Origin of the sequence: Neorhizobium petrolearium, assembly GCF_017873175.1 — a bacterium.
Classification (GTDB): Bacteria; Pseudomonadota; Alphaproteobacteria; order Rhizobiales; family Rhizobiaceae; genus Neorhizobium; species Neorhizobium petrolearium.
Genome location: NZ_JAGGJW010000009.1, coordinates 21,395 through 37,132, shown reverse-complemented (window position 1 = coordinate 37,132; position 15,738 = coordinate 21,395). Strand labels below are relative to the sequence as shown.

The following is a 15,738-nucleotide window of genomic DNA, read 5'->3' as shown; positions in this document are numbered from 1 at the left end:
CACCTCTCCTTATTGGCCGAGTCGTTCGAGGAGCGCCGGCACATGCACCTGGTCGGCTTTGTAGTTGCCGGTCAGCATATACATCATGATGTTGACGCCGGCGCGGTAAGCGTATTCGCGCTGCATCTCGTCCGGCGGTACGGTCGGCATGACGGGTGCCCCTTGTGTGTCGATCGCCCAGGCACCGGCGAAATCATTGCCGGTGATGAGGAGGGGCGTCACGCCATCACCGCTGGAGGAAAGCTGCGCGCCGGTATTCCTGGCCTCCTGCCGTGCCTCGACCCAGAGCGGGCTGCCGGTATAGCGGCCGGGGAAATTGGTGAGCAGGTAGAAGGAACGGGTCAGCACGTGGTCGCTCGGCGTCGGCTCCAGCGGCGGGATATCGATATTGGCAAGGATTGCCTGAAGTCGCTCGCCGTTGGGCGTCGTGCCTCCGCCATCGAGCGCGGAATACTGGTCGCGTGTATCGAAAAGCACCGTGCCGCCATTGCGCATATAGGCGTCGATGCGGGAGATCGTGGCTTGAGACGGCATCGGCGCATTGGCGGAAATCGGCCAGTAGATGATCGGATAGAAGGAAAGTTCGTCCTTGGAGATGTCGAGGCCGACCGGTGCGCCGGGCTCCAGCGTCGTGCGGTAGGTGAGGAACTGGCTTAAGCCCTCCATGCCCTGTTCGGATAGACGATCGACATCCGCCTCGCCGGTGACGACGTAGGCGAGATGGGTGGTGTCCAACCGTTCGAGGATCTGTTCGTCGCCAGGCTTGGCGCCAGAACCGGGCGGCATTTCCTGCGCCAGGGGCTGGCCGGGCACAAAGGCGACAAGGCCGAAGGCAAGGGCGGCGATCGCAGCGGCGGCAGCCCCGCGGCTCGGTCGTGGGCCGCGCGGAATGCGGGAGAAGACACCGTTCATGAAGAGCACGACGAGACTATCCAGTACCAGCAGTGCAAAGGCGGCGGCAAAGAGTGCCGGCCGAAGTGACACGGCCTCTCCGCCGGCCAGACCCTCGCGGACGACCGGCCTGCCGGCGGCAGCCGCATCGAAGGGGGCGATCACAGCTTTCGGCGCAAGAAGGTTGACGGCGGTGAATCCGTCCTCCGTGCCATAGAGGCCCGGTGGATGATCGAAGCTTGCGACCGGTGTCTCGCCGGCTGCGATCGGGATCGGCCGTGCCGTGCCGGTTTCCGTCGTCAAGATGCCGTCGGCGGTCAGCAGCCGGTAGGGCGGCAGCGTCACGGCCGCGCCATCGGTGCCGGTTCCCGAAGACGCCGCACCTCCGGCACGGGCAAGCTGGACGAGGCGGCGCAGCATCTCGACGAAATTACCGGAGAGCGGCAGGTTCGACCAGGTCGCCTCCGCGCTTGTGTGGAAGAGCACGATGCGGCCGGCCTCGACCTCCTTCTCCGTAATCAGCGGCGTGCCGTCCGCGAGGCTTGCCCAGGTGCGTTCGGCAAGGGCCGGGGTCGGTTCGGCCAGAACCTGGCGGGTCACGGTAATATCGGCGGCACGCGGCATGCCGGCAAAGGGGCCGAAGCTCGGGAAGTCTGCAAGCGACTGGGGTTCGGACCACGACATGGCTCCGCCAAGCGCTCGTTCGCCTTGGCGAAGGATGACCGGTACCAACGGATCGTCGGCAGGAGCGGCGGCGAGGCGCGGGCCGGCAAAACGGATCAGCGTGCCGCCACGGGAAATCCATTGCTGCAGCGGCGCATAGGTTTCGGCCGGCAAGCGGCCGATATCGGCCATGATGATGGCGGAGGGATTGCCCTCGAGGATTTGTGGAATGGAGACGGACAGATCGGCGGTGTTCGGCTGAATGATGTCCGCATAAGGCTGCAGCGCGCGGCTGATGTAATAGAGCGGCTGAAGAAGCGGCTGGAAATCGCTGCCGCTTTCGCCAGCCAGCAGCGCAATCCGGCGGCGCTTGAAACCGTCATCGAGTAGGTGTGCCGAGCCGGCCGTCGCAAGGCCCTCGATGTTCAGCCGCGCGAAATCGTTGCGCAATTCAAAGGGGGAGGCAATCTCGGCGGTGGCGGTCGCCGCACCGGCGGCAAATTCGAGCACGCCGGAGGCAAGCGCGCGGCCCTGGGTGTCGAGTGCGTTGACGGTCAACAGCTGCTGCGCCGAGGTCGAAAGGCGTGTCGCCGTGACAGACATGGCGCCGGCATTGTTGACTGCATCGGTCAGCGCGACGGCGCTGTGGCCGTCGCCCTCGATCAGGCGCATATCGGTGGGAGAGAGGGCGGCAAGTGCCGACAGGGCTTCATTGTCCCCTGCGGCTGCCATGCCGTCGGAAAGGATGACAAGCGTACCGGGGCGGGTGCCGTTCATGGCCTCGCTGACGGCTTCAGCGGCGCGGGCGCGATCCGGCACCAGCGGTTTGGGGCTTGCGGCGGCGAGCTTGTCACGGGCAGCCGCAGCCGTGCCGGGCACAGGTTCGTGGCTCGCATCGGCGGTAAAGGCGATCGAGACGGGTACATCGGCGCTTTCCGCATCGTCGATCAGGAGGTCGGCGGTCTCGACGCGGCGCTCCCAATCGGCAGCGGTCGCCCAGCCGTTGTCGATGACGAGCACCAGCGGCCCGCCGGCATTCAACGAGTTGGCACGCGGATTCATGACCGGGTCGGCGATCGCCAGGATGACCGCGGCCGCGAGCAGCATCCTGAGAAGCGTCAGCCACCAGGGGCTCTTTGAGGGCGTCTCCTCGCGTTTCAGCACGCTCGCCAGGATCCTCAGCGGCGGAAAGACCTCCGTCTTCGGGCGGGGCGGGGTCAGCCGCAGCAGCCACCAGATAATCGGCAGTGCGATCAGGCCGAAGAGAATGGCCGGGTTTGCAAAGGCGAGTGCGCTCATCATGGCATGCCTCCGCCCGATTGCAGCCCGCCTGGCTTCTGGGCCGGCATGCCGGAGAGATAGCCATGCACGGCTGCCAGCGCCTCGGATGCGAGATGGTCGGTCCGGTGGAAGACGAAGCTCCAGCCAAGGCGGCGCAGTGCTTCACCCAGAGCCTCGCGACGGGCAAGATAGGCGCGCTGATAATCCTCGCGGATCATCTCTGCGCGGCCGGAAACGAGTTTCTCACCGGTTTCCGGATCGGTGAATTCCGTGCGGCCGGCATAAGGGAAGGTTTCCTCGGCGGGATCGGCGATCTCGACGACATGACCGCGCAGGCCGCGGCGGCCAAGCGGAGCGATGCGTTCCATGACCTTGTCGGCGTCATCGAGGAAATCGCCGATCAGGACGATATCGCTCTGGCCGCGGATCATGCTGGTCTCCGGCAGTCCGGTTGTCAGCGGTGCGTGCATGATGGCGGCGGCCAGCCGCTCGGCGGCATTTCGTGCAGAAACAGGTTCCATGATGCCAGGACACCCAATACGCTCGCCGGAGCGGGCGAGGATTTCGGCAAGCGCCAGCATCAGCACCAATGCGCGGCTTTCCTTGGAGACGTGCGCGAACGTCGATCTATACATCATCGACGGCGACATGTCGGCCCAGAGCCACACGGTATGGGCAGCCTCCCATTCGCGGTCCCGGACATAGGTATGGTCGTCGCGAGCAGAACGGCGCCAGTCGATGCGCGACAGGCTCTCGCCCTCAGCATAGGGCCGGAACTGCCAGAAATTCTCGCCCATGCCGCGCTTGCGGCGGCCATGCCAGCCGGCGATCACCGTGTTGGCTATGCGCTTTGCCTCCACCATGCAGTCCGGGACCAGTGCGGCACGCGCCTGGGCGCGGGAGAGAACTTCGCTACTCGGTGTCTGCTCTACGATCTGGCCGATGGATGCCACGCATTGTCCTTTCTGAGCCGCCGGACGTTACCCACGGGCCTGCTTTACCAGGCCGGCGATGACGTCGCGCACCGACATTCCTTCGGCTCGCGCTGCAAAGGTCAGCGCCATGCGGTGTTCGAGCACGGGTTCGGCAAGCGCGTAGATATCGTCGAGCGAGGGGGCCAGGCGGCCTTCGTAGAGCGCGCGGGCGCGGGCCGTCAGCATCAGCGATTGGCCGGCACGCGGGCCAGGACCCCAGGCTACGTTCTTGTCCGTCGTCGCATTGCCGTGACCGGGGCGAGCGGAGCGTACCAGCGAGAGGATGGCGTCGACCACCTTGTCACTTACGGGCATCTGGCGGACGAGCATCTGGATTTCCTGAAGGCGGGCCGCATCGATAATGCCGCGCGGCTTGGCTTCCGAAAGGCCGGTGGTTTCAAGCAGAATCTGCCGCTCGGCGGCGAGTTCCGGATAGAGGACATCGACTTGCAGCAGGAAGCGGTCAAGCTGGGCTTCCGGCAGGGGATAGGTGCCTTCCTGCTCCAACGGGTTCTGGGTCGCGAGCACGTGGAAGGGGGCCGGCAGGTCGTAGCGCTGGCCGGCGACCGTGATGTGATATTCCTGCATGGACTGCAGCAGCGCCGACTGCGTGCGCGGCGAGGCGCGGTTGATCTCGTCGGCCATCAGGAGTTGGGCGAAGACCGGGCCCTTGACGAAGCGGAAGGAGCGGCGGCCGGTATCGTCGGTATCCATGACTTCCGAGCCAAGAATGTCGGAAGGCATCAGGTCCGGCGTGAACTGGATACGGTTGGAGCCGAGGCCGAGAACCGCGCCGAGCGTCGCGACAAGCTTGGTCTTGGCGAGGCCGGGCACGCCGACGAGCAGCGCATGGCCGCCGGAGAGCACGGCGAGCAGCGTGTTTTCGACCACTTTTTCCTGGCCGAAAATCACTTTTGCGACTTCGGCACGGATAGCGGCGATATCGGAGAGGGCATTTTCGGCAGCGGCGATGACGGCTTTCTCATCGAGAACGGTTTCGGTGGAATTCATCATGCCCATATCGCTCTCCATCAAATCAGGACTGGCAGGCCTTTCAAGACCGGGGTTCATCTCCCCGGGGGCGAATCGCTGCGCCGCAGCACGCACCTCATCCGATCAAACTTATTCCCCGAAATATGGCTGACAAGCACGTTTCGAATGACTATCTCGTGAGGGACGATTGCTTCCTTGAATGATTACGGTCGAACCGGGACTGAAAGATGGCGGCGCAGACGATAAATTCGGCATCCGATGCTGCGGGGCTCGCAGCCCTGATTTCGCGTGCTTCAGAGCACGCCGGTGCGGAAAAGCGCGGCCTGCCACCGGTGGAGAAATGGAATCCACCCTTTTGCGGCGAGATAGACATGGAAATCCGCGCGGACGGCACGTGGTTCTACATGGGGACACCGATCGGGCGGGCCCCGCTCGTCAGGCTCTTTTCGACCGTTCTACGCAAGGATGAGGACGGCAAAACCTACCTCGTAACACCTGTGGAAAAAGTCGGCATCAGGGTCGTGGATGCCCCCTTCCTCGCCGTCGAGATGCAGGTCACGCAGCGTGAGGGAGACCAGGTCCTCACGTTTCGAACAAATGTCGGTGACGTGGTGGAGGCAGGGGCTGAGCATCCGCTGCGCTTTGCGATCGCCGGCGAGAACCGGGAGCTCAAACCGTACCTCCTCGTGCGCGGCCGGCTGGAGGCACTCGTCTCGCGGCCGGTGATGTATGATCTCGTGGAACTTGGCGAGACGATTGTAGTAGACGGCGTGCCGATGTTTTCCGTCCGCTCGGGGAAAAAGGTTTTTCCTGTCATGCCCGAGGCTGAATTGGACGCGTTATCACGATGAAGGAATACCCTCTTTATTCCGCCGGTGAGTTCCGTCGCCGGGCGCTGAACCAGAACGGTGGTCCGATCGACCATGCCTGGCGCGACCATGGCGATCATCTGCTCAATCCAACACTGGTCGATCTTGCGGCAGAGCTGAAGCTGAAGGATGCGGCCGTGCTGGTGCCGGTCGTCGACGATGGCGATGAGGCTCACGTGATCCTCACGCAGCGGACATCGAACCTCAGGAAACATTCCGGCCAGATCGCCTTTCCCGGCGGAGCGATCGATCCGGAGGACGTTTCTCCGGAACAGGCAGCTTTGCGCGAGGCGGAGGAGGAGATCGGCCTCGACCGGTCCTTCGTCGAACCGCTGTCGAGGCTGCCTACCTATTATGCGGCGACCGGCTTTCGTATCACGCCGGTGCTTTCGGTGGTGCGGCGCGGCTTCGAGCTGAAGCCCAATCCGGCCGAGGTGGACGACGTTTTCGAAGTGCCGCTTTCCTTCCTGATGAACGAGGCGAACCACCAGCGCGGCAGCCGCGAATGGAACGGCACAGAACGGCATTTCTATCTCATGCCCTATGAGGAGCGGAACATCTGGGGTATTACCGCCGGCATTCTGCGCACGCTATATGAAAGGCTGTATGCATGACCTTGGGCATGACCTCCGTCGCGGGCGAGGCCTGGTTCCAGGATCAGGCCCTGCTGCGCGTTCTTGCTATGCTCAATATCGATGGCGGCGAGGCGCGCGTTGCGGGCGGCGCAGTGCGTAACGCGTTGATGGGCCTGCCGGTCGCCGATATCGACATCGCGACCACGCTTCTGCCGGGAGACGTTGTAGAGCGCGCAAAAAAAACCGGTATCAAAACGGTGCCGACCGGCATCGAGCACGGCACGGTGACACTGGTGGTCGACCACCACGCCTTCGAGGTGACGACGCTGCGCCGGGACGTGGAGACCGATGGCCGGCGCGCCAAGGTCGCCTTCGGCACCGACTGGCGGGAGGATGCCGAGCGCCGGGACCTGACGATCAATGCACTTTACGCGACCGCGGACGGTACGGTGATCGACCTCGTCGGTGGCCTGCCGGACATCAAGACGCGGACGATAAGGTTCATCGGTGATGCGGGGCAGCGGATCGCCGAGGATTATCTTCGCATTCTGCGCTTCTTCCGATTTTTCGCCCATTATGGTTCCGGCCGGCCGGATGCGGATGGTTTGCGTGCCTGCGCGCGTGCCAAGGACAAGCTCTCGACGCTGTCGGCCGAACGCATCTGGTCGGAGACGAAGAAACTGCTTTCGGCCGCCGATCCTTCCCGGGCGCTTCTGTGGATGCGGCAGGTCGGGGTGCTCACAGAAATTCTTCCCGAGACGGAGAAGTGGGGCATCGACAACATTCACGGCCTCGTATCGGTTGAACAGGCCCTCGGTTGGGGCCTCGACCCCATGCTCAGGCTTGCGGCGATCGTTCCGCCCGATGCCGAGCGGCTGGAGGCCATGGCAAAGCGACTTAGGATGTCGAATGCGGAGGCGGCGCGCTTGACGAACTGGGCCAGCACGCCCATGCCGCCGGACGAGATAGCGGATGTGGCGTTCGACCGGCTGCTTTACCGCCACGGCGCGGAAGGCGTGATCATGCGGCTGAAGCTGGGTCTCTCGATCGAGCGGGCAGGCGCAAAGAGCGGCGATCCGGCGGCAATGCGCAGATCGGCGCGGCTCTCGACACTTCTGGAAAGAGCGGAGAAATATGAAAAGCCGAACTTTCCCTTGAGTGGTTCCGATATCGTCTCGGCTGGGGTGCAGCCGGGCAAACGGGTCGGGGAATTCCTGAAGAACTTGGAAGATTTCTGGGTCGAGCGTAACTTCAAGCCAGACCGGGCAGCGCTTGCCGCCCGGCTCGGTGAGATGATCCGCAATTCGCCTTAAGTCAGCTTCGCCATCCGTCAGGCCGCCGCAGCTCCGCCTTCATCGCGGATGCGTGCCTTGATGTTCTCGACCATGTTTTCGCGGATGATCTGCTCGCCATGGGCTATGCGCATATGCTCTACAGCGCGGCGGACCACTTCGGCGTCCTCATCGGCGCGGGTATGCCACTGGCAACCGGGCACAAGAGTGCCGCATTCGAACAGTCGCATCGTATTTCCTCCTGCTATCGTTGGACCTGGAGACGGCAGGAGCTCCTCTTTTCCTCCCGCCTCGATCCCCATAACTCCACAAAGGGACGGACCGTTCCCTCCTTCTATTCGGAGAGAGCCCAGGCGTGAAAGACGGAGGGCTGTTCCGGCGACTTCATCTGTGCCGGCTCGTCATTGGCGGCCGAAGCTTTGAGGGACTTGCCCGAGAGCTGGCGTTTCACCTGCTCGACACAGTAGGAAAGGGGAAGCTCACTGCCGCTTTTCACCCGCATCTCGACGGCGAGCCGGTCGATCATTTCAGGGGTATCGAGGGGACGGGACATATCCTTGGCGATGGACATATCTGGAATTGGCATGCTGTTCGGCGTGGTCATGGCGATCCTCCTCCGTGCAACCGGAAAGAAGGTAACACCTGCGAACCAATTCGGATATCGCATTTATCAATTGTGAGATGTCGGGGCGGCTTGAATATCCGAAAGTTGATCCCCTGTGATTTCCCGACCAGGGGCGTCTAAGGCCACCTTACAACCGGAGGCAGCGAAGAGAGGATGGACTCCACGTTGCCGCCGGTCTTCAATCCGAAGATCGTGCCGCGGTCATAAAGCAGGTTGAATTCCACATAGCGGCCGCGTCGGATGAGCTGCTCGTCGCGATCCTCTTCGGTCCAGGGTTGGTTGAAATTGGAACGCACGATCCTTGGATAGACGAGATTGAAGGCCCGGCCGACATCCTGCACGAAAGCGAAATCCGCGCTCCAACCGCCTTTTTCCTCTTCCGAATGAAGCCAGTCGAAGAAGATGCCGCCGATGCCGCGCGGTTCGTTGCGGTGCTTCAGGAAGAAATAGTCGTCGCACCACGCCTTGTAGCGGCCGTAATCGGCGACATCCGCATGGCGGCTGCAGGTGATTTCCATCACCCGATGGAAGAGAGTGCTGTCCGGGTCCGTCTGAGTGCGGCGACGGTCGAGCACCGGCGTCAGGTCCGCGCCGCCGCCGAACCACTGGCTGGACGTCACCACCATGCGGGTATTCATATGCACGGCAGGAACATTGGGATTGACCGGATGGGCGATCAGCGAGATGCCGGAAGCCCAGAAACTCGGGTCCTCTTCCGCGCCGGGGATCTGGGTGCGGAAGTCGGGCGAGAATTCGCCATGGACGGTGGATGTATGGACGCCGACCTTTTCGAAGACGCGGCCTTCCATCATCGACATCCGGCCGCCGCCACCAGCACCGCCTTCGCGCAGCCAGTCCTTTTTCGTGAAGCGGCCGGGCTCCAGATCCGAAAGGGGGCCGGCTAGTTCATCCTCCAGCGTTTCAAAGGATGCGCAGATCGTGTCGCGCAGGCTCTCGAACCAAGCTTTGGCTGTCGCCTTCTTCTCCTCGATGTCTTCAGGCAACCCCTTGGGAAGTACCGGCCGTTCCATGTCGTCGATTCCTTTCGCCATCCCCTTGGCGATTCGCGCTTTTCCTTCGTCAGGCATTAGCAGTTATGGCTTTCGCAAACCATTCCATTGCTTATCGCGGATGGAAAATCAGACTCGCAAAGCATGTTCTTAAACACTATCCTAACTCTCTGGATAGGTGCGGATCAGAGGCTTTTATGGCGAAATTCACACCCCCGCCGCTCGACGGGCTGAAACGCAGGATCGAACGACACCGGAAGGAGAAGGCCGGCGAGCGTTCGGGGATGTTCGTGCGGGAAACCTTCCTGCTGTCGCGGGAGGAAGCGCGCCAAAAGGCACGTGAGTGGTTCGATGCATTTCCGAAAGCTGCCTATTGGACCGAGGTGGAAAGCTGGCGCCAGGTCGATGGCGACCGCATTGAATTCACAATGCGGCGTCTGCCGAGCGCGGATTGATATCACCACCTGGAAATCGGTCACCGGCGTGTGCCGGTTGCTCGCGATATTTCCCTGACAGATCTGACTAAACCAGTTTCTCAGCTCGGCTTGGAACGGGTCCGCCGGTTCTGCCGTGATGTCCGGTGCAGCGTTGAAACCGGACGCCGCGCTGTTGAGTTCATGGCCGGAGTTGCCGGCGGGGGCTCTTCCGGCGTTTCTTCGGCAGCGGACGGCTGGACCGCGCCGGCTCGTTCTTCGATCGACACCGCTTGTTCCGGCGGAGCGGGTTCGACGGTTTTCTTCCTGTCCGCCGCCGCCATTCGAGCCAAAATCTCTCGAAGGACAGCCGTGACCGGCAGATGGTTCGGCAGATCCGTATTGGTGTGATGCCAGGCCTGCGGGATCACTTCGTCGTTGGCGATGAAAGCACGGGAATTGATCTCGCCGAACCAGTCCCATTCGCCCATCACGTCGATAACGTCGGAAAACAGTGGCGGCATGGCGATCCGGGCGCTGAAGGTGACGATCTTTGCCTGACGCGCGAGCTTTTCCGCCGCCGGCCGATCGGTTTTCTGAAGATCGTACAGCGCTTCGGAAAGCACCAGGTTGCCCTTCGAATGGCCGGTCAGCAGGCGGAAGGAGAGACGGGGATCGCCCAGCATGGCTCTGACCGTTTGCGTGTCGAGACTACTGCCGGTCAGTCGCTCACCGCTGAGATACGGCGCGGCCCCGAATTTAGGCCTTCCTGAGAATTCGTCCAGTATTTCAAATGAATGGCGGATGTTGTTCAAGTAACCAAACAGGAAATGGCCGCCGAGCGCTTCCGTCACCACGTCGGCTAAACCGTAGCCTGACACGACGACGGCTGCAGACCGGCCCGCGGCATCTGCAATATTGCGGGCAAAGGCAGCCGAACCGAGGGCGGAACTGCCGACGCCCGCGACGGCGAGGATGTCGATTTCCAGCCCGCCGTCGAGGATGAATTCGTCGAGCGTGTCATAGAGTTTCAGGGGCGCGCCGCCCGACGGCGGGACGAGCAGGATCGCCCCTTCGGCCGCAAGCGAGTCGCTGATGTAGAAAGCTTCCTCGGGCGTCACGGTCTTGACGTCGTAGAAGAGGGAGTCGAGCGTCGTGTTTCGCTGACGCAGCGGTTCCAGCGACAGGTTGCGAAACGGTGTCTTCTCCAGACGCTCGGGAAAGCTCAGCGTTCGCGCAAACTGCGTCAGGTTATGGGTGAATGCGGTAGGGAACATGGTGGCCTCGCCCGGTTGCCGTTCGCTCGTGACATGCATTCAAAGCCAAGCTTCTCATAAACATGCTGCAGTGCCAACTGCAATTTCAGGCTGCGACAAAAGGTTCTCGAGCTAAATTTACAGTTCCAGCAGGACCGGACCTGCCCCTTTCTCGCCGAGTTCATCATGGGGATTCCTGAGGGGGCAGTCCTGCATCGACAGGCAGCCGCAGCCGATGCAGCCGGTCAGCTGGTCGCGCAGCGCGGTGAGGCTGGCAATGCGCTGGTCGAGTTGCTGCTTCCAGGTTTGCGAAAGGCGCTGCCAATCCTTCGCTGTCAGCGGCCGGTCATGCGGCAGGACGGACAAGGCCGCGGCTATATCGGCAAGCGGAATACCCGTTCTCTGCGCCACCTTGATAACGGCGACCCGGCGCAGCACCACGCGGGGATAACGCCGCTGGTTGCCGCGGTTGCGCCAGCTTTTGATCAGCCCCTTGGTCTCGTAGAAGTGCAGCGTGGAAACTGCCACGCCACTGCGTTCGGCGACTTCGCCGACCGTCAGCTCAAGGGAAATGCGTCCGTCCGGGTTTTTCTTCATCACCGCTATTGACCTCAATATTACTTGAGGTTTTATAGCAGATGCTCCCTCGAACCGAAACCCGGGAGCATTGTCTGATGAAGACAAAATTCATTCTGGCGCTAATCTATGGCAGCGCCCGCGAAGGCCGTTTCTGCGATACGGTTGTCGACTGGATTCTTTCGCAACTGCCGGACATGATTGCCGCCGATATCGTCCTTATCGATCCGGCCGATCTGATTGCGGAATCCCGCATTGTCAGAGCCGAAGCCGAAAACCGGATTGCGCGCGGTCTTGCCCGGGCCGATGCGTTTCTCATCGTGACGCCGGAATACAACCACGGTTATACAGCCGCGCTGAAGGAACTGATCGACAGCTTCCATCGGCCGTGGTGGGGAAAACCGGTCGCCTTCGTCTCTTATGGCGGCATTTCCGGCGGGTTGCGCGCGATCGAGCAGTTGCGGCAGGTCTTTGCCGAGCTCGGTGCCGCGACCATCCGCGAAACCCTCAGCTTCGCGCATGCCGTGGAGCGGTTTGACGAAAACGGCAATGTCCGCGATCCGGAGCGGACGATCCGCCAGCTTGAACGCCTGGCAAAGCAGCTCTCCTGGTGGGCGGTGACGCTCAAGGCGGGGCGGGAAACGGTGGTTCTGGAGGAGGTCGCGTAATGCTTGCCCGCCCCAACACGTCTTCGGTCGTACCGCCGGTCTCGGAACTCGGCCGCAACGCAACACTGCTTTCGGTCAGCACGCTGACGATCATGTCAGGTGCGACGATCTCTGCCTCGCTGCCAGGGATCGCCACTCACTTCGCCGACATGCCGAATGTCGAACTGCTCAGCCGGCTGGTATTGACCTTGCCGGCACTGTTCATCGCGGTCTTCTCGCCGGTTGCGGGTCTTGTCATCGACCGTCACGGCCGCAAGCCGATGTTGGTCGCCGGCCTTGTGTTCTTTGCGCTTGCCGGCTGCTCCGGGCTTGCCGCCGACAGCCTGACGGGCCTGCTGATCGGCCGGGCAATCCTCGGCATCGCGGTCGGAGGAATCATGACGACGGGCACGGCGCTGGTCGGTGATTACTTCGCAGGCCTCGCCCGCGACCGCTACATGGGCCTGCAGCAGGCCTTTGTCGGCATCGGCGGCACGATCTTCCTGACCGGGGGCGGATTTCTCGCCGAGCTTCACTGGCGGGCACCATTCCTGATCTATGCGCTGGCCTTCCTGCTCCTGCCGGCGGCGCTCTTCTTCATCCGCGAACCGGTGCGTATGGTCGCGGGGCAGGCGGCGATGCCGCGGGATGAGCTCGGACCGCGTCGGGCCATGCTGCTTACGACCCTGCTTGCCGGGGCGATCTTCAACATGATCTGCTTTTACATGATCCCGACACAGCTTCCCTTCTATCTAAAATCGATGGGGCTCGAAGCTCCCAGTCTCGCCGGCATGGCGATCGGCCTCGGGCAACTGGTCGGCATCGTCGCTTCGCTGGTCTTTGCCCGGTTCCGGCAGGCTTTCGGCGTGATGGGCGTTTTCGCGCTCGCCTTCGGATCGATGGGGTCTGCCTTCGTCCTGCTGTCCTTTGCGGAAGGTTATAACGGCATCCTGTTCGCGATGGCGGTCTCGGGGATCGGCATGGGCACAATCATGCCAAATTTTGCCGGTGCCGCGATGATGATCGCGCCGCCGCATCTGAGAGGCCGGATATCGGGCCTGCTCGTCGCAAGCATTTTCAGCGGCCAGTTCCTGTCGCCGATCCTTTCGCAGCCGGCCATCGGCTGGAACGGCTTTGCAGCCACCTATGCTCTGGCGGGCGTCGCGATGCTGGTTGCAGCTTTCGCTTCCTTGGCTGCGAGACTTACGCCGCGGATTCCACTGAGAGCCGAGGGAGGCCGCTCATGACTTCCAGAACCTCAATTGTGCGGTTCGGCGTAGCGCAGCCGGCTTTCGATCAGCACGCCGCTGTCATCGAGAATCGGGTGGGCGACCGAGACGATATGGGCGTTGATGCGCTTCAGGTCGCGCAGCATGTCGAGATGCAAAGAACTGGTCTGGAGACTTTCCATCTTCCCGTCGCGCAGACGCTCCAGATGCCGCTCGGAGGAGCGTTTCTCCAGCCGGCGGACGTCCACCTTGATCTCCATGAGCTGGCGGGCGAGGTTGAAGTCGCCCGTCACGATGATGGTCTGGGCGGTGCGCAGGTTGTCGATCGTCAGGTTGAACAGGCTCTCGAGCTCCTGGTACCCGTCCTCGGAAAATTTGAGGCCACTCGTGACCTTCTTGCTCACCTGCTCGCACACTCCCTTCTCGATGATGTCGCCGATATGTTCGAGATTGATGGCATAGTCGATAATGGCGATGGACCGGCGCGCGCTCTCATCGTCGAGGCCCTGGCGACCGAGCTTCGAGAGGTAGATCTTCACCTCCTGCTGGAGGCGATCGACGCGCTTCTCAAGCACGGCAATCTCGGTAAGCGGGGCAAGGTCGTTGTGCTTGAAGGCGTTTTCCGCCCGGATCAGCATGCGTTCTATCACGTCGCCGACGCCGAGCACTTCGCGGGTCGCATTGGCGAGCGCCATGACGGGATTTTCGAGTGCTTGCGGATCGAGGAAACGCGGTCCGTCTTCGACTTCCGGATCGGCCGGGACGAGACGCGTGGTCAGACCCGACAGCAGGCCTGAGAAAGGCCAGGCGACCAGCGCCAGCAGGACGTTAAAGGCCAGGTGAGCATCGACCGGCAGCTTTTCCGGCGAAAGCGGTAGGGATTGCAGGATATCGGCGCCAAAGCCGGCAAGCGGGAGCGCGATCGCGCAGCCGATGGCCCGAACGATCAGGTTCCCAAGCGTGATGCGCCTTGCTGCTGCGGGACCGGAAAGCGTGGCGATGACCGGCGGGACGGCGCCGCCGAGATTGGCGCCGAGAACCAGCACGATGACGAGGCCGGTTGAGAGGATTCCCGTCGATGCCAGTGACAGGATCAGGACGATCGTCGCGAGGCTGGACGAGGAAACGAAGGCAAGAGCTGCGGAGACGATGAGTGCGACGGGCCAAGCATTGTCGAGGAGGCCGATGAAGGCGCCAAGCGCCGGCGACTGGCGCATGGGTTCGGTCGCAAGCCCAAGCAGGTGCAGCGACAGCAGCATAAGGCCGACACCGATGAGCGCCGTACCGGCGCCCTGCCGCGAGCCGGAGTTGCCGCGACGGAGAACGAGGCCGATAAGGATGATCAGCGGCGAAAGCCATTCGATGCCGGTCGCGACCAGCCAGGCGGTAATTGCGGTTCCGACATTGGCACCGAGCAGCACGATTTGCGCCATGCGCGGGCGGATCAGATCGCGCTCGGCGAAAGAGGCGACGGTGAGCGCGGTGGCCGTGGAGCTTTGCAGGGCGATCGTGGCCACAAGACCCGAGACGAAGGAGCGTAAACCGCTGCGGGTGCCGGTGGCGAGACTGCTCCTCAGCCGGGCGCCGAAAGCCCGCGTCACGCCATCCTTCACCTGTGCGAGGCCGAAGAGCAGCAGGGCGACTGCACCCAGGAGATTGATAATGACGATGGTGGATTCCACGCAGATGCTCCTCATTCAACGGCGAACGGGCAGCGATTTTCAGTTGCCGGCTAATGAATATAAGTCGCTTGAACGCCCGTGCACAGGGCCGCTCGCGACAGTTTCTTACCGGAAATCGGCCGTTTTAGTTCCAGCACGTTTGCTTGAGCGCTTCACCGGCAATCATTGCCGCGGACATGGCGACGTTGATGGAACGCTGTCCTGCCATCATCGGAATCAGGACGCGGGCATCAGCCGTTTCGTGTACGTGGTCCGGCACGCCGGCGCTCTCGCGGCCGAAGAGCAGGATGTCGTCGGGACGGAACTCGAAATGCGTATAGGGCAGGGCGGCCTTCGTGGAGGCAAGCACGAGACGGCGTTCGTTCTCGCGGCGCCATTCATCGAAGCGCTGCCAGTTGACGTGGCGGGTGAGGGCGACGCTCGCCAGGTAGTCCATGCCGGAACGCTTCAAATTGCGGTCGGAAATATCGAAGCCGGCTGGCTCGATGATATCGACGCTGAGGCCCAGGCAGGCGGCCAGCCTGAGGATTGTACCCGTGTTGCCGGGAATGTCAGGCTGGTAGAGGGCGATGCGAAGCCCAGGAGGAGCAGCATTGGAGGTGTCGTTCATGGCCGGTCTTTACGGGAAAGAGGAGGACAGCCTCAAGCTTTTTCGATACGCGCCGTGGCTGTGACGATCGGGCAACAGGAAAGGCTCAAGCATGTTTTCGCGTCGATTTGGCCTTTTCAATTCGCCCGCAAACGGTTAGAAAGACTGCGCAT

The 15,738-nt window shown here is 62.4% G+C and carries 16 protein-coding genes; 6 read left to right on the top strand and 10 right to left on the bottom strand.

The window, feature by feature from the left end; all coding sequences use genetic code 11:
• Positions 1-9: 9 nt before the first annotated feature.
• From J2046_RS17730 to J2046_RS17720, 3 genes are read right to left on the bottom strand one after another with little or no spacing between them, the layout of a single operon-like run.
• On the bottom strand, positions 10-2,853 hold the full coding sequence (locus J2046_RS17730) for a DUF4159 domain-containing protein (RefSeq protein ID WP_210054529.1): 2,844 nt from the start codon (positions 2,851-2,853) through the stop codon (positions 10-12).
• Positions 2,853-3,788 carry a DUF58 domain-containing protein gene (locus J2046_RS17725; protein WP_210054053.1) on the bottom strand — a complete coding sequence of 312 codons (936 nt, stop codon included), beginning with the start codon at positions 3,786-3,788 and terminating at the stop codon, positions 2,853-2,855. Before J2046_RS17725 ends, J2046_RS17730 begins: the two co-directional genes overlap by 1 nt.
• A gap of 27 nt (positions 3,789-3,815) precedes the next feature.
• Complete coding sequence (locus tag J2046_RS17720) at positions 3,816-4,829, bottom strand: AAA family ATPase (protein WP_037148063.1); 1,014 nt, start codon at positions 4,827-4,829, stop codon at positions 3,816-3,818.
• Positions 4,830-5,029: 200 nt separating this feature from the next.
• On the opposite strand from J2046_RS17720, the gene J2046_RS17715 reads away from it, so the two are divergent.
• The 3 genes from J2046_RS17715 to J2046_RS17705 are packed head-to-tail and all read left to right on the top strand — an operon-like array spanning position 5,030 to position 7,559.
• On the top strand, positions 5,030-5,653 hold the full coding sequence (locus tag J2046_RS17715) for a DUF1285 domain-containing protein (RefSeq protein ID WP_210054051.1): 624 nt from the start codon (positions 5,030-5,032) through the stop codon (positions 5,651-5,653).
• On the top strand, positions 5,650-6,285 hold the full coding sequence (locus J2046_RS17710; protein ID WP_233469947.1) for a CoA pyrophosphatase: 636 nt from the start codon (positions 5,650-5,652) through the stop codon (positions 6,283-6,285). Before J2046_RS17715 ends, J2046_RS17710 begins: the two co-directional genes overlap by 4 nt.
• An 8-nt stretch (positions 6,286-6,293) precedes the next feature.
• Positions 6,294-7,559, top strand: a complete 1,266-nt coding sequence (locus tag J2046_RS17705) for a CCA tRNA nucleotidyltransferase (protein ID WP_210054526.1) — start codon at positions 6,294-6,296, stop codon at positions 7,557-7,559.
• A 17-nt stretch (positions 7,560-7,576) separates the two neighbouring features.
• Here the strand turns inward: J2046_RS17705 and J2046_RS17700 are convergent, their stop codons facing one another.
• The 3 genes from J2046_RS17700 to hemF form a co-directional block, all read right to left on the bottom strand.
• Positions 7,577-7,768, bottom strand: coding sequence for a DUF1059 domain-containing protein (locus J2046_RS17700; protein WP_210054049.1), 192 nt, complete (start codon positions 7,766-7,768; stop codon positions 7,577-7,579).
• Between the two features lie 104 nt (positions 7,769-7,872).
• Positions 7,873-8,142: a hypothetical protein gene (locus tag J2046_RS17695; protein WP_233469944.1), complete on the bottom strand. Its 270-nt coding sequence runs from the start codon at positions 8,140-8,142 to the stop codon at positions 7,873-7,875.
• 137 nt (positions 8,143-8,279) lie between these two features.
• On the bottom strand, positions 8,280-9,194 hold the full coding sequence (hemF, locus tag J2046_RS17690) for an oxygen-dependent coproporphyrinogen oxidase (RefSeq protein WP_210054047.1): 915 nt from the start codon (positions 9,192-9,194) through the stop codon (positions 8,280-8,282).
• 176 nt (positions 9,195-9,370) lie between these two features.
• On the opposite strand from hemF, the gene J2046_RS17685 reads away from it, so the two are divergent.
• On the top strand, positions 9,371-9,628 hold the full coding sequence (locus tag J2046_RS17685; RefSeq protein WP_037148052.1) for a hypothetical protein: 258 nt from the start codon (positions 9,371-9,373) through the stop codon (positions 9,626-9,628).
• An 80-nt stretch (positions 9,629-9,708) separates the two neighbouring features.
• Here J2046_RS17685 and J2046_RS17680 read toward each other — a convergent pair whose 3' ends face one another.
• Positions 9,709-10,863: a hypothetical protein gene (locus J2046_RS17680; RefSeq protein WP_210054046.1), complete on the bottom strand. Its 1,155-nt coding sequence runs from the start codon at positions 10,861-10,863 to the stop codon at positions 9,709-9,711.
• A gap of 117 nt (positions 10,864-10,980) precedes the next feature.
• Positions 10,981-11,439, bottom strand: coding sequence for a redox-sensitive transcriptional activator SoxR (soxR, locus tag J2046_RS17675; protein ID WP_233470017.1), 459 nt, complete (start codon positions 11,437-11,439; stop codon positions 10,981-10,983).
• 77 nt (positions 11,440-11,516) lie between these two features.
• Between soxR and J2046_RS17670 the strand changes: the two genes are divergently transcribed.
• Positions 11,517-12,086, top strand: coding sequence for an NADPH-dependent FMN reductase (locus tag J2046_RS17670; RefSeq protein WP_210054042.1), 570 nt, complete (start codon positions 11,517-11,519; stop codon positions 12,084-12,086).
• Positions 12,086-13,312: an MFS transporter gene (locus J2046_RS17665; protein ID WP_210054040.1), complete on the top strand. Its 1,227-nt coding sequence runs from the start codon at positions 12,086-12,088 to the stop codon at positions 13,310-13,312. Before J2046_RS17670 ends, J2046_RS17665 begins: the two co-directional genes overlap by 1 nt.
• An 11-nt stretch (positions 13,313-13,323) precedes the next feature.
• Here J2046_RS17665 and J2046_RS17660 read toward each other — a convergent pair whose 3' ends face one another.
• Positions 13,324-14,976: a Na/Pi cotransporter family protein gene (locus J2046_RS17660; protein WP_210054037.1), complete on the bottom strand. Its 1,653-nt coding sequence runs from the start codon at positions 14,974-14,976 to the stop codon at positions 13,324-13,326.
• Positions 14,977-15,100: 124 nt separating this feature from the next.
• Positions 15,101-15,586, bottom strand: coding sequence for a tRNA (cytidine(34)-2'-O)-methyltransferase (locus tag J2046_RS17655; RefSeq protein WP_210054036.1), 486 nt, complete (start codon positions 15,584-15,586; stop codon positions 15,101-15,103).
• Positions 15,587-15,738 lie beyond the last annotated feature (152 nt).